Below are 13,399 nucleotides of genomic sequence, written 5' to 3' on the forward strand. Positions count from 1 at the left end.
AAGAGGCGCGGACAAACGTCCACGCCGATCCATAAAGATCTATATAAAAGGGGGTCAATTACTTACTTATAGCATACGACATATGTGTTGCATTCGTGTTACATCTGGATTAAATAACCATTACGGTTTCGTTGCGGTTTCGTTACCGGCTCAGTTGGCCCCTTGCGCATTCAATTTTTCTTTCAGTTCCTCGACGTAATGTTGGGCGCTTTGCGCGGCAATGCTGCCATCACCGGTTGCCGTGACGATTTGCCGGAGCATTTTTTCCCGCACATCACCGGCAGCGAAAATGCCAGGTACTTTTGTTTCCATTTTCTCGTTCGTCACAATATAGCCGTTTTCGTTCGTGATGCCGAGGTTCGCAAATGGCTTGGAGAGCGGCACCATCCCGATGTAAATAAAGACACCATCACACGGGAATTCACGCTCTTCCCCAGTCTGCGTATGAACGAGCGTCACGCTGCCGACTTTTCCATCTTTTTCATTGATTTGTTTCACTGTATGATTCCAAATAAAATCCACTTTTTCATTCGCAAACGCCCGGTCTTGCAAAATTTTTTGCGCCCGCAGTTGGTCGCGGCGGTGGACAATCGTCACTTTATTGGCAAAGCGGGTTAAATACACCCCTTCTTCAACCGCTGAGTCGCCGCCGCCGACGACAACCAAGTCTTTTCCTTTAAAAAATGCCCCATCACAAACGGCACAGTACGAGACGCCGCGGCCGCCAAGCTCTGCTTCACCTGGCACGCCGAGCTTTTTATATTCGGCCCCGGTGGCGATAATGACCGCGCGCGCTTTATATTCTTTGTCGCCGACAACGACTGTTTTGTACGCCTCACCGTCAATGATTTCTTTCACATCACCGTAGGCGTATTCCGCACCAAATTTTTTCGCATGTTCAAACATTTTTGTGGCCAATTCCGGTCCTAAAATCGTCTCAAATCCAGGATAGTTCTCGACTTCTTCCGTATTGACCATTTGCCCGCCCGGGACGCCGCGTTCGATCATCAGCGTTGACAAATTGGCACGTGATGTATACACAGCCGCCGTTAGCCCTGCCGGCCCGGCTCCAGCAATAATGACGTCATAAATTTTTTCGTCTGCCACAACGTCCACTCCTTCGCTCAAAAATCACTCCATCTTCATCGTATAAAAGTCACAGCATGACGTCTATTGATTTGCTCACACATTCGCCGTCCCCATGGTGGCTCATGAATCCAACTGGCGCGCTTTTTGTACATACTTTTTTACAGTCGTCGTAGAAACGCCGTATTTCGCCGCCATCGTTTTTTGCGTCACACGTTCCCCTTGTTGCTGGCGCCAAACATATTCGATCGCTGCCGCCCATGCAGCTCCGTTCACAAACGGTTCGCCCTGGGCTGACGGGTGGGCAGCCATTGTGAAGGCGAAGCGGCAGAGCGCCTCCTTTTCCTCATTATTTGCCAAAAGCACATCGACCATGCGGCCGATATTCGCTGCCCAAGCGGACCGCCCATCATCCAATCCGAACAAAAAAGAATCAATAAACGGGCGCAGGCGCGGGTCGGCCGGCAAAAGACGGCAGACAGCCAGCGACAATGCGGTCTCTTCCGCTTGCGGCGAACGGCTGAACAAATACAACCCGCACAGCCGGTCAGCGAGCTCTTCTCCCTCAAACAAGTGAACAATGCGGAGGAGTGTTTCATCGAACAGCGCCGGAACAGCCCAAGGCTCCTCGCCGCGCTTTTCCGGGTGAAGGGTAGTGAGCGTTTCCCACACTTGTCGGGCTAGCGATTCGTGTCCAATATGATACGCGGAATAAGCAAGCCAGTAGTAAAACGGCCCGTCGCCGTCAAAACCGTTCTTATAGAGGCGGTACAACCAGCGAAACGCCGAGTCGAACCGCCCGACAAGGGCAAAGGTGGCGCCAAGCTTATATTGGTGTTCGCGGAAAAACGGGTAGACCGAAGCGAGCGTCTCGCAAAGAGCAGCCACCTCTTCTTGATCATGCAAATAATAGGCGAAAACGAGCGCATTGCAAAGTGCATGCAAATTACCGGGATCACGCTTCAACACCTCAAGCAGCTTTTGTTTCGCCCTTTCCACGTCACCGTTGTAAAAATAAGCAAGCGCCAAATTGTTGTGCGCCGACCAAAATTCCGGATACCGGGAAACAATCGCTTCTAACGCCTCAATCGCTTCCGCAAACCGCTCTTGCTCAAGCAAATGCCGGGCCCGCTCCTGCATGGTGATCAGCTGCTCTTGCTCTTCGCTTACATCGTGGCGGTCGAGTTTAAGCAGCTCCAACAAATCGGCGGCATCATCAGCGAACTCCCCGTCTGATTCGCATGTCAAATACTGTTCCGCATATTGCGTCGCTTCACGAAACAAGCCAAGACAAGCGTAATTGTTCGCCAAAAAATATAGACAATCGTACATCGTTTCGTCTAAATCGTGAATAATTTTGAGTAACCATTGATTGGACACTTGGTATTCGCCAAGCTCGGACAATACAAGGGCAAGCTGCAAGGCGAACGATGCATCGCGCTCATCAAGCCGGACAGCGCGCTCAAAATATTTCCTTGCTTTATATAAATCGCCCCGCTCGTACGCTCTCATCCCTTTTTTAAAAAAATAGTCCGCGCTTTGGATAAATGGCACAATCGTTGCTTTTCGTGGTGGTCGCTTCAGTTGTTTCCCCATTCTGTCCTCCGTCGTCCGTAAAATTCGTCGAACAACAGTATATCATACTGCCGCCGGAAACAAACAAAAAACTTTGTCACCGCTGACTGGCGCACCAACTGCCATCCCTCCCCACCTAAAAAGGAAGAGGGCAAAAACTCAGTCTATCTCCTCCTGCTAAACACCATCGGCAAACACTTGGTAACGGAGCATGCGCTCGCATAAAAAAGATGCCCTTGCCTGTTCACCTGCTTCCCATCGTTCGTCAAGATGAACAATGGACCGTGCAGGCGGGCATCAACGGGCATCCTGTTTTCCCCTCGGAAACAAGCGTCGTTCCCGATTAGTTCTTAATTATTTATTTTCGACTGCTCCTGTTTTTTGCGCATGCCGCTCGACAAGCGTTGCCAGCACCGCGTCAAGCGGCAGTTTTTGTTCACGCAACAGCACAAGCAAATGATACAGCAAGTCGGCCGCTTCCCATTTTAACTCATCATGGCTCCGATTTTTCGCGGCGATAATCACCTCTGCCGCCTCTTCACCGACCTTTTTCAAAATTTTATCGACGCCTTTTTCAAACAAATACGTCGTATACGCGCCTTCCGGCCGTTCAGCGTCGCGCTGGGCAATAATTTGTTCAAGCTCATTCAAAATCGCGAACCGATCGGCGGTTGGCGTGCGCGCCTCGCCATTTAGCGAGCGGGAAAAGCAGGAATACGACCCGGTATGGCAAGCCGGGCCGGCCGGCTCAACAAGCACAAGGAGCGTATCGGCGTCACAGTCGTAACGAATGTCCACGACACGCTGCACGTTTCCTGACGTCGCTCCTTTATGCCAAAGTTCTTGACGAGAGCGGCTGTAAAACCACGTTTCCCCTGTCTCGAGCGTTTTTTCGAGCGATTCTTTGTTCATATACGCAAGCATGAGCACTTCTTTGCTTTGCGCATCTTGAACGATGGCAGGCACAAGCCCCTTCTCGTCAAACCGAATGTCCGCTATCATCGCACGTTGACCCCCCTCTCTCTTAAGTACGCCTTCACTTGCCCGACGGACGTTTCTTTATAATGGAAAATAGACGCTGCCAACGCCGCATCGGCTTTCCCCCGCTCAAAGACGTCCAAAAAATGCTCCGCCTTACCGGCGCCGCCAGACGCGATAACCGGAACGGAGACCGCTTCGCTCACTCGCCGTGTCAACTCAACGTCAAAGCCGTTTTTCCCGCCGTCGGCATCCATGCTCGTTAACAAAATTTCTCCAGCACCAAGGCGCACCGCTTCTTTCGCCCAGGCGACGACTTCCCATTCTGTCGCATTGCGGCCGCCGTGCGTATAGACGCGCCATGACCCGATCGTGTCATCATATTTCGCATCAATCGCAACGACGATGCATTGCGAGCCGAAAAAGTCCGCTCCTTCGGTTACTAACGATGGATGAAGCACCGCCGCCGTATTGAGCGACACTTTGTCCGCGCCCGCGCGTAAAATGCGTTTCATATCGTCAAGTGAATGAATGCCGCCGCCAACTGTAAACGGAATAGCCAGCTGGGCAGCGACGCGCTCGACGACATCAACCATCGTTTTCCGTCCTTCGTGCGAGGCGGAAATATCTAAAAAGACGAGCTCGTCCGCCCCTTGTTCATCGTATGCTTTCGCGAGTTCGACTGGATCACCAGCATCGCGCAACTGAACGAACTGCACCCCTTTGACAACGCGGCCGTCTTTCACATCCAAGCACGGAATGATGCGCTTCGTGATCACCGCTCGTTCACCGCCTTTAACGCTTCCGCGAGCGTAAATTGGTTTGTGTACAGCGCCTTGCCAACGATCGCCCCACCGATGCCTTGTTCGGCGTATTCGCGGAGCGCGCGCAAATCATCCAGAGAACGGACGCCACCGGAGGCGATGACTTCTTTTCCAGTCGCCTCCGCCAACCGGACCGCAGCGGTGATGTTCGGCCCCGACAGCGTGCCATCAGTGGCAATATCGGTGAAAATAAACGTCTCCGCCCCCGCTTCAGCAAGCATTTGGCCGAGCTCTTCCGCTTTCACGTTCGACGTCTCAAGCCAGCCTTCTGTCGCCACGAAGCCGTCGCGAGCGTCGATGCCGATGACGATGCGGCGGCCGTACGTTTGCAACATCTTTTTCACAAACGTCGGATTGGAAATGGCGGCACTCCCTAAGATGACACGGGCGACGCCGCGTTCCAAATAGTAAGCGACATCTTCCTCCGTACGAATGCCGCCGCCGACTTGGACATTCACCGAAAGCCGATTGGCCGCTTCAATCACAAACCGATCGTTCACCCGGCGTCCTTCTTTGGCCCCATCCAAATCCACCATATGAATCCACTCTGCCCCTTGGGCGGCGAATTGCTCAGCCATCGCGACTGGTGAATCACCGTACACCGTTTCTTTGTTGTAATCACCTTGCAGCAGGCGAACACATTTGCCGCCGCGCATATCGATGGCCGGGTAAATCGTAAACGATGCCATCAGCCATTCTCCCTTCCTGTGACGATGCCGACATAACGGTTCAAAATGCTCATGCCGACCGCGCCGCTTTTTTCCGGATGAAACTGTGTGCCAAACACATTGTCGCGCCCAACGACCGCTGGAACATCAACGTCGTATTCACTGCTTGCGAGCACGACTTCTTCTTCGCCTGGGACGACGTAATACGAATGGACAAAATACACATGCCCTTCCTCGACGCCGTCAAGAAGCGGCGACGAGCGATGGAAACGAAGCCGATTCCACCCCATATGCGGCACTTTGTACGGCTCGCCGTCATTCGTCACACCTGGAAAACGGACAACGCGACCGCGAAGCAAACCGAGCCCTTCGGTCGGTCCGTTTTCCTCACTTTCGTCAAACAGCAACTGCATCCCTAAACAAATGCCTAACAACGGCGTGCCATCCTGGACCGCCGAACGAATAAAATCAGCCAACCCGGTTTCACGTAAAATGTGCATCGCATCGCGGAACGAACCAACCCCAGGCAAAATGAGCCCGCGCACCCGCGCCAACTCCTCTTTGTCGCCGCTCACGATATACGGGCAGCCGAGCCGCTCGAGCGCTTTGCTGACGCTATATAAGTTGCCCATGCCATAATCGATTACCCCGATCATCGTCATTCCATTCCTTTCATCAATGGTACGTCAAGCGCAGCGTCAAAGCATGCCTTTTGTCGACGGGACGCCTTTGACGCGCGGGTCGACCATCGTCGCTTCATCGAGCGCCCGCCCAAGCGCTTTAAACACGGCTTCGATCATATGGTGCGTATTGCGTCCATAATGGACGATGACATGCAAGTTCATCCGCGCCTCAAGCGCCAGCTTCCATAAAAACTCATAAACCAGCTCGACGTCGAACGTGCCGACTTTGGCCGCCGGAAATTCGCCGCGAAACTCAAAATGCGGGCGGTTGCTTAAGTCGATGACGACTTGCGCCAACGCGTCATCCATCGGCACAAACGCGTTGCCGTATCGCTTGATTCCTTTTTTGTCGCCAAGCGCTTCTTTAATCGCTTGTCCGAGGCAAATGCCGATATCTTCAGTCGTATGGTGATCGTCAATATGCGTATCACCTTTCGCATCGACTCGCAAATCAAACTGTCCATGTTTGGCAAACAAATCGAGCATATGAGTCAAAAACGGCACCCCCGTCTCGAGCTCGGCCTTCCCTTCACCATCCAACGAAAACGACAACTGAATGCTTGTCTCGTTCGTCGTTCTTGCGATCGTCGCTTCTCTCGCCATTATCGTTCCCCTCTTTCTTTTTTCAACCGCACCTCGATGGCGCGCGCATGCGCCTCCAGTCCCTCTAAGCGGGCAAACGCAGCGATGCCCTCACCGTGCTCACGAAGCGCGGCCTCACTGTAAACGATCACACTCGATTTTTTCACAAACTCATCGACGCTCAAGCCGCTTGAGAATCTCGCCGTCCCGTTCGTCGGCAGCACATGGTTTGGCCCGGCAAAATAGTCACCAACCGGCTCGGAGCTGAAACGGCCAAAAAACATTGCCCCGGCATGACGAAGCTTCCCTAATAGCGCCATCGGCTCTGCCGTCATCACTTCCAAATGCTCGGGCGCCAGCTCATTGACCACATCAACCGCCTCATCAAGCGTCTCGGTCACATAAATGGTGCCGTAGGTTTCTAACGCCGCTTGGGCAATCTCACGACGCGGCAGCGTCTCCAACTGCCGTTCCACCTCACTTGCCACCGCCAAGGCGAGTTTCATCGAGGGCGTCACTAAAATGGCCGACGCCCGTACATCATGCTCGGCCTGTGACAACAAGTCAGCAGCAATTTCATCCGCATAGGCTGTCTCATCAGCCAATACGACAATTTCGCTCGGCCCGGCGATCATGTCGATCGCCACATGTCCAAACACTTCCCGTTTCGCCAACGCCACATAAATGTTGCCCGGCCCGAAAATTTTATCGACCGGCCGAATCGTTTCCGTTCCATAAGCAAGAGCGGCGATCGCCTGCGCACCGCCCACTTTGTAAACTTCCGTCACTCCCAGCTCATACGCCGCGGCCAGCACCCCGTCAGGAAGCGAGCCATCCGCATTCGGAGGAGAGGCAATGACAATCCGCTTCACGCCCGCCACTTGCGCAGGGATGACGTTCATGAGCACGGACGACGGATAGGCGGCTGTCCCTCCTGGAACATACAGCCCGACCGCGTCAAGCGGCGTCACCTTTTGCCCGAGAATCGTGCCATCTTCTTTCGTCATCCACCATGATTGGCGCTTTTGCCGCTCATGATAGTCGCGAATGTTCGTCGCCGCTTCACGGATGACTGCCAGCATCTCCGGGCTCAGCGCCGCATGAGCCCGCTTCATTTCTTCCTCCGTCACCTGAAGCGTCTCCAACTTGACGCCGTCAAACTGTTCTGTATACTCCTTCAACGCCGCGTCACCGCGGGCGCGCACTGCGGCGATAATGTCGAGCACTGCTCGTCGCTGCTCGTCCGTCCCGCTTTCAATCGTGCGCCTTAGCGAGACGCCTCCTTGCACCCGTTCGATTTTCATCGTTCGCTCCCCTTTCTGTGACGTCCATCGGTTTTCGTCCATTGGCAACCTTTTCAGCGCTGTCAACGCCGCTCCACCATTCGGCAACACCAGTCCCGAATCTCTACCAATCCATTCATGGGAAACCGTCCGGTTCCCCTTTTCCTACGGTTGTGGGATGACCGCCGCTAATCGGTCGACCAACCGCTCAATCACCTCGCCATTCAACCGGTAGCTTGCCGGATTGACAATAAGACGCGACGTCACGTCAGCGATCCGTTCGAGTTCAACAAGCCCGTTTTCTTTCAACGTCCTTCCTGTCGAAACAATATCCACAATCCGGTCGGCCAAACCGATAAGCGGAGCGAGTTCAATCGATCCGTTCAAGCGGATGATTTCAACTTGCTCGCCTTGTTCGCGGAAATACGTTGACGCGACATTCGGATATTTTGTCGCCACCCGGGGCGCGATCCCATTCATTTTGACGCCGGGCAGCCCCGCCACCGCCAAATGGCAGCGGCTGATTTGCAAATCCAGCAGCTCATAGACGTTCCGTTCTTCCTCCATCAAGACATCTTTGCCCGCTATGCCTAAATCCGCCACCCCATGCTCCACATACGTCACGACATCCATCGGTTTCGCCAAAATAAAGCGCATATTTTCCTCTGCGACGTCAATGACGAGTTTTCGCGATTCTTCAAATTCCGGCGGCAGCATATAGTCCGCCCGGCGCAGCAGCTCGACCGCCTCTTCAAAAATGCGCCCTTTCGGCATCGCAATCGTCAGCATCGCTCTTCCTCCCTGCTCCTTGTCATGTCAGCTCCATAAACCGCGCAGCCATCCCTGCGGCAATGGGTTGGATTCCATTCACGCTGCGTGCACGTTTTCTTTGTCAGCGCGCCCCGCTCTCGCCGTTTCGGCCACTCGGCCGGCTTCCTTCGACGCCCTGTTTACTGCCCGTCGTGCCCGCTCCGGCCAAGCAAATAGACAATCGACCGATAGCGCTGACTGTAGGCGTCAATGTCGCGAATACCAGTGATATGCTGTAAAACGACGCGCTGACCTTCCGCTCGCTTCGCCTCCGCCAGCTCAACCGCTTCCGCAAGCCGCTCTTGGCTGAAGACGATGCACTCAATTTCTCCCCGGACGTCCGTCTCGCCAATCGCCTCGATCAGCCGATCAACACGCAACCCAAACCCCGTCGCCGGCGCCGGACGGGAGAATTTGGCCAATAAATCATCATACCGACCGCCGTTGCCAATCGGAAAACCGACTTGCTCGGCGTATACTTCAAACAAAATGCCAGTATAATAGCTCATATGGCTCACGAGTGCCATATCGAGTTTCACCGCCTCGGACACCCCATACGTCTTAAGCGCTGCCAACAGCGCCGCCAGCTCATCCGCTGCTCGCTGTCCTTCCTCGCTTGTCACCAGCGCTTTTGCCGCCTCGATCGCTTCACTGCCGCCGCGCAAGGAAAGAAGATCGAGAAGACGTTTTTGATCAATGGACGAAAGCGGCAACGACTTCACATGTTCGCGGTAGCCAACGTAATTTTTTTCATATAAGAAACGGCGCAGCACGCTCGCCCGCTCTTCATTCCCTAAAATCTCCAAAAACAACGCGTTCACATAGCCGATATGGCCGACCGCCACCGAAAAGTGACTAAGCCCCACGCGCTTCAACAACGCGGCCATTAAGCTAATCACCTCGGCATCAGCCATCACCGTGCCATCGCCGATCAACTCGACACCGATTTGTTCAAACTCCGCCGGCCGGCCGCCTTCACGCTGCTGAGCGCGGAACACGTTGGCATTGTACGCCAATCGAAGCGGGTTGCTGTCCTCATACAGCCGCGATGCCGCCACCCGAGCGATCGGCGCCGTCATATCCGGCCGCAACACGAGCGTATGCCCTTGCTGATCCAACAGCTTAAACAACCGATGATCAGCAATTGCCGACGCCGTCCCAACCGTTTCATAATATTCCAACGTCGGCGTCTCGATAAACTCATAGCCCCACCGTTCGATTTCCTCCGCCATCGTGCGACGCACTTGCTTTTTCATTTCATATAAAAACGGCAGCGTATCGCGCATGCCTAACGGTTTTTCAAACATGAACAGCCTTTTTGCCATGTCCCCACGCCCTTTATCTAAATACTTTAGTTTGCTAATATGGTAGAGAAGTGAAGTTATTAGTAGTTTACTCCTTGCTGTCTCCTACGTCAAGAGAAAACGCGCCATCGACAACAAAATGGACAAAGACTCTTCCAAACGAAGAAACGCCTGTCCATTTCGCTCCACCTTGTGCATGTGGCTACTTAACCAAATGATCCAAGGCGCGAAAGAACTTCGAATCATCGGATATGTAGGTGACGCTCAGCGAGACAAACGGTCACTTTCGTCGTAGAACCGACAAGCTCCTGCTTCAAGCAAGACGAAATGGAAGTAGTTCACCACTTTAAGCTACTTGTCGTTCGTTATCGCCATGACCGAATTACGAATGAACGTTCTTCTTTTCAAAACCTTTTTCGTCAATCTCCTCCAACACAATAAAAATAGTTTTTTCATTCATTTTACCATTTTTTCAGAATCTTTTCTTTATATAAATCAAAAACCGCCCCCGTTACTCGGAAGGCGGTTCATTCATCCGAACGATGCGCATCGGGCAGCCGGCAACCATCGCCTCGGGTGGGACGTCTTTATGGACGACAGTGCCCGCGGCGACGACGGCGCGGTCGCCGATGACGACACCAGGCAAAATGGTGGAGTTGGCGCCAATCATCACCTCATCGCCGATCACGACATCGCCAAGGCGGTATTCGTCCACCAAATATTCGTGGGCGAGAATCGTCGTGTTGTAGCCGATGACACAATTGCGGCCGATACGGATGTTTTCCGGAAACAAAATATCTGGCATAACCATAAAGGCAAGCGCCGTTTGTTCGCCAATCTTCATGCCAAGAAACGTGCGGTACAGCCAGTTTTTCAGCGGCAAAAACGGCGTGTAGCGCCCAATTTGGATAATGATGACGTTTTTCAGCACTTTCCAAAACGATACGGTGCGGTACAATTGCCAGAGTGAGTTCGCCCCTTGCACGGGGTATTTCGTCGTTCGTCTCACTGGGAGGACGGTTCCTCCTTTCATTCGTTCATGCCGACAATGGCCAACAAATCGCTCATTTTTTCCAGCATAAAGTCCGGTTCATATTGTTCCAAATACTCGCGCCCTTTAATCGACCACGCCACGCCGGCCGTTTTTACACCGGCGTTTTTGCCGGCTAAGATGTCGTGGTAGTTGTCGCCGACCATGAGCGCTTCGTCCGGTGTCGACCGAAGCACATCAAGCGCTTTATAAATTGGTTCCGGATCCGGTTTTGGACGACTAACGTCATCGAGACCGATGACGCACGAGAAAAACGGCTCTAAACGCGTTTTCCGCAAGCCCATGAGCGCTGTGTCATGAATTTTCGTCGTCACCACGCCAAGGCGGAAGCCATGGCGGTGAAGCGTTTCGATCGTCTCATACACCGTGTCAAACTCGCGAATCAGCTCATCATGACGGGCATGGTTAAACGTGCGGTAAGTCTTGACCATTTCTTCCATCCGTTCTGGATCGAGTGATCCGAACGTCTCATACAGCGACGGGCCGATGAAAGGCAGGACGTCCTCACGCCCATAGCGGCCCGGATAGTACTTCTCGAGCGTATGCAAAAACGACTGGATGATCAGCTCATTTGTATCAATCAACGTTCCGTCAAGGTCAAATAAAATGGTACGAATCGTCATGAAGCGGCTTCCTTTCTTTTCGGTTGTTCCAGGCGGCGCCAAATGAACGCCACCGCCATCGTCAGCAATACGGCCGTCACTAGGCGGATCACAAGCAGCGGCCATACCGGAATGCCAAGCGGAACGAAAATGAGTGTGTCCTCCACAACCGCATGGCACGAGACGAGAAAAATGAACGCCAACGTTAAGTCACGCTTGGAGACGCCGTCTTCTTTCGCCGCTTGAATCATGACGCCGGCGCCATAAGCAAGGCCGAACACAAACCCGGCCGCCAGCGTCAGCGACGTGTTCGGGCTCATGCCGAGCGCCTTCGTCGCCGGTGACATCCATCGCGAAAATGTCTCAATCCAATGGCGTTCTTTCAACACTTGAATGACCGTCATCAGCGGAATGACGATCACGACCAACTGCACGATGCCAGTGGCCGCTTTCTTCAACGCCACCAAAGCGATCGCTCCCCAGCCGACAGGCGGCGCGTCTTCCTGCGGCATAAAGCCGTATTGGGCGATTTCCTGGCCTCCATCCCATAAATGGGCGATCAGCAATGCGGACACAATGGCGAGTCCGACGCGCACGATGACCATGAGCGTCACGCTCATTCCCGTACGCGAGGCAACCGATGATTCGACGATCAAGTTATGGCAAAAAGAAAGCATGATCGCCAAAATCAACACTTCCTTCACCGTAAACTCGATCGTCAACATCGCCCCGATCGCCGCGTATAGCCCAAGCAAATTGCCGAGCACAAGCGGCACGGCCGCATCGCCGGATAAACCGAGCCATTTCATGAACGGAGCAACAAAGTCAATGAGCCATGAAAAAAGCGGCGTCGGCTGCAATAATGCCAAAAGAAGCGTCACCGGAAAAATGATTTTCCCGAGCGCCCACGACGTCTTCAGCCCGGCGAGCACACCACGCTGCAACGTTCCGATCATGTTCTCCTCTCTCCTTTGCTTGTCTTCCATATGTAAGAGGCGACCTATGGCGCCACTAGTCCATATACCGTTCTCTTGCCCATCCTTTTGCCCGACGCACCATCCACAAGACGAGCGCAATAATAATAAGGGTAATCGACATCACTTGCGCCATGCGCAAATGTTCAGCGAGCATTAAGCTATCGGTGCGCATCCCTTCAATCCAAAAGCGCCCGAGCGAATACCAAATCACATACGACAAAAACAGCTCGCCGCGCCGCAAATTGACGCGCCGCAGCCAAAGAAGCAAGCAAAAGCCGACAAGATTCCAAAGCGATTCGTACAAAAAGGTCGGGTGCCAATATTGGCCATTAATATACATTTGGTTGATGATCCAATCCGGCAAATACAAATTTTCCAGAAATTCGCGTGACACCGGCCCGCCGTGCGCCTCTTGGTTCATAAAATTGCCCCAGCGTCCAATCGCCTGTCCTAAAATGATGCTTGGGGCAGCAATATCAGCCAACTTCCAAAACGGCAGCCCACGCACCCGGGCAAACACCGCTCCTGTCGCCACCGCGCCGATTAATCCCCCGTGAATCGCAAGGCCACCTTGCCAAATTTTCGGGATCTCGGCCAAATGCTTGGAATAATAGTCCCATTCAAACAGTACGTAGTACGCCCGGGCACAGACAATGGCAATCGGCACAGCAAACAGCACCAAATCGACAAATGTTTCTTTCGGCAAGCCGCGCCGCACCGATTCACGCGTCGCCAGCCATAAACCAATCAACACGCCCGTGCCGATAATGACGCCATACCAGTAAATTGTAATCGGACCGAGCTGCAAAAACACGCGGTCCAGCGGCTCGATTGCCGGTTCCATCATGAACACCTCCTTTGCGATGACAGATGGCCGCTCCCCCCTGTCCATTTGCTCATCATCGTCATATCTCCGTGGCCATCCTTATCCGAATTTCCTTGTTCATCCTAGAGAGGAATAAGGCATAAAGAAGCA

14 protein-coding genes are annotated in these 13,399 nt (G+C 53.4%); all 14 read right to left on the reverse strand.

Annotated elements, in window-relative coordinates; translation table 11 throughout:
* Positions 1–150 precede the first annotated feature (150 nt).
* Complete coding sequence (gene trxB, locus NSQ22_RS16355; protein WP_008880301.1) at positions 151–1,107, reverse strand: thioredoxin-disulfide reductase; 957 nt, start codon at positions 1,105–1,107, stop codon at positions 151–153.
* 102 nt (positions 1,108–1,209) lie between these two features.
* A complete protein-coding gene (locus tag NSQ22_RS16360) occupies positions 1,210–2,682 on the reverse strand; it encodes a tetratricopeptide repeat protein (RefSeq protein WP_008880302.1) in 1,473 nt (490 codons plus the stop codon).
* A gap of 333 nt (positions 2,683–3,015) precedes the next feature.
* A complete protein-coding gene (gene hisIE / locus NSQ22_RS16365) occupies positions 3,016–3,663 on the reverse strand; it encodes a bifunctional phosphoribosyl-AMP cyclohydrolase/phosphoribosyl-ATP diphosphatase HisIE (RefSeq protein ID WP_008880304.1) in 648 nt (215 codons plus the stop codon).
* Positions 3,660–4,418 carry an imidazole glycerol phosphate synthase subunit HisF gene (gene hisF, locus NSQ22_RS16370; RefSeq protein ID WP_008880305.1) on the reverse strand — a complete coding sequence of 253 codons (759 nt, stop codon included), beginning with the start codon at positions 4,416–4,418 and terminating at the stop codon, positions 3,660–3,662. Before hisF ends, hisIE begins: the two co-directional genes overlap by 4 nt.
* Positions 4,415–5,152, reverse strand: a complete 738-nt coding sequence (gene hisA, locus NSQ22_RS16375) for a 1-(5-phosphoribosyl)-5-[(5-phosphoribosylamino)methylideneamino]imidazole-4-carboxamide isomerase (protein ID WP_008880306.1) — start codon at positions 5,150–5,152, stop codon at positions 4,415–4,417. The genes hisF and hisA overlap by 4 nt, the downstream gene beginning before the upstream one ends.
* Positions 5,152–5,793, reverse strand: a complete 642-nt coding sequence (hisH, locus tag NSQ22_RS16380; RefSeq protein WP_008880307.1) for an imidazole glycerol phosphate synthase subunit HisH — start codon at positions 5,791–5,793, stop codon at positions 5,152–5,154. The genes hisA and hisH overlap by 1 nt, the downstream gene beginning before the upstream one ends.
* Before the next feature lie 36 nt (positions 5,794–5,829).
* Positions 5,830–6,417 (reverse strand): imidazoleglycerol-phosphate dehydratase HisB, encoded by a 588-nt coding sequence (hisB, locus tag NSQ22_RS16385; protein WP_008880308.1) that lies wholly within the window; start codon positions 6,415–6,417, stop codon positions 5,830–5,832.
* Positions 6,417–7,700 (reverse strand): histidinol dehydrogenase, encoded by a 1,284-nt coding sequence (hisD, locus tag NSQ22_RS16390; RefSeq protein ID WP_339263856.1) that lies wholly within the window; start codon positions 7,698–7,700, stop codon positions 6,417–6,419. The genes hisB and hisD overlap by 1 nt, the downstream gene beginning before the upstream one ends.
* A gap of 144 nt (positions 7,701–7,844) precedes the next feature.
* Entirely contained in the window at positions 7,845–8,468 is a 624-nt protein-coding gene (gene hisG / locus NSQ22_RS16395) for an ATP phosphoribosyltransferase (RefSeq protein WP_008880310.1), read from the reverse strand.
* Between the two features lie 161 nt (positions 8,469–8,629).
* Positions 8,630–9,814: an ATP phosphoribosyltransferase regulatory subunit gene (locus tag NSQ22_RS16400; RefSeq protein WP_011888178.1), complete on the reverse strand. Its 1,185-nt coding sequence runs from the start codon at positions 9,812–9,814 to the stop codon at positions 8,630–8,632.
* Between the two features lie 490 nt (positions 9,815–10,304).
* Positions 10,305–10,802: a DapH/DapD/GlmU-related protein gene (locus tag NSQ22_RS16405; protein ID WP_339263859.1), complete on the reverse strand. Its 498-nt coding sequence runs from the start codon at positions 10,800–10,802 to the stop codon at positions 10,305–10,307.
* 20 nt (positions 10,803–10,822) lie between these two features.
* Positions 10,823–11,467 carry a pyrophosphatase PpaX gene (ppaX, locus tag NSQ22_RS16410; protein ID WP_008880313.1) on the reverse strand — a complete coding sequence of 215 codons (645 nt, stop codon included), beginning with the start codon at positions 11,465–11,467 and terminating at the stop codon, positions 10,823–10,825.
* A complete protein-coding gene (locus tag NSQ22_RS16415) occupies positions 11,464–12,402 on the reverse strand; it encodes a nucleoside recognition domain-containing protein (protein ID WP_008880314.1) in 939 nt (312 codons plus the stop codon). The genes ppaX and NSQ22_RS16415 overlap by 4 nt, the downstream gene beginning before the upstream one ends.
* Before the next feature lie 55 nt (positions 12,403–12,457).
* Positions 12,458–13,270, reverse strand: a complete 813-nt coding sequence (lgt, locus tag NSQ22_RS16420) for a prolipoprotein diacylglyceryl transferase (protein ID WP_008880315.1) — start codon at positions 13,268–13,270, stop codon at positions 12,458–12,460.
* Between the last annotated feature and the right edge of the window lie 129 nt (positions 13,271–13,399).

Source organism: Geobacillus sp. FSL K6-3411, assembly GCF_037965715.1.
Lineage (GTDB): Bacteria > Bacillota > Bacilli > Bacillales > Anoxybacillaceae > Geobacillus > Geobacillus thermodenitrificans.

What these genes read in the sequence shown, in the direction of transcription:
- hisB (WP_008880308.1), bottom strand. Translation starts at nt 6,417, where the DNA reads ATGGCGAGAGAAGCGACGATCGCAAGAACGACGAACGAGACAAGCATT.
- ppaX (WP_008880313.1), bottom strand. Translation starts at nt 11,467, where the DNA reads ATGACGATTCGTACCATTTTATTTGACCTTGACGGAACGTTGATTGAT.
- NSQ22_RS16415 (WP_008880314.1), bottom strand. Translation starts at nt 12,402, where the DNA reads ATGATCGGAACGTTGCAGCGTGGTGTGCTCGCCGGGCTGAAGACGTCG.
- hisG (WP_008880310.1), bottom strand. Translation starts at nt 8,468, where the DNA reads ATGCTGACGATTGCGATGCCGAAAGGGCGCATTTTTGAAGAGGCGGTC.
- NSQ22_RS16400 (WP_011888178.1), bottom strand. Translation starts at nt 9,814, where the DNA reads ATGGCAAAAAGGCTGTTCATGTTTGAAAAACCGTTAGGCATGCGCGAT.
- hisIE (WP_008880304.1), bottom strand. Translation starts at nt 3,663, where the DNA reads ATGATAGCGGACATTCGGTTTGACGAGAAGGGGCTTGTGCCTGCCATC.
- hisA (WP_008880306.1), bottom strand. Translation starts at nt 5,152, where the DNA reads ATGGCATCGTTTACGATTTACCCGGCCATCGATATGCGCGGCGGCAAA.
- lgt (WP_008880315.1), bottom strand. Translation starts at nt 13,270, where the DNA reads ATGATGGAACCGGCAATCGAGCCGCTGGACCGCGTGTTTTTGCAGCTC.
- NSQ22_RS16360 (WP_008880302.1), bottom strand. Translation starts at nt 2,682, where the DNA reads ATGGGGAAACAACTGAAGCGACCACCACGAAAAGCAACGATTGTGCCA.
- hisH (WP_008880307.1), bottom strand. Translation starts at nt 5,793, where the DNA reads ATGACGATGATCGGGGTAATCGATTATGGCATGGGCAACTTATATAGC.
- hisD (WP_339263856.1), bottom strand. Translation starts at nt 7,700, where the DNA reads ATGAAAATCGAACGGGTGCAAGGAGGCGTCTCGCTAAGGCGCACGATT.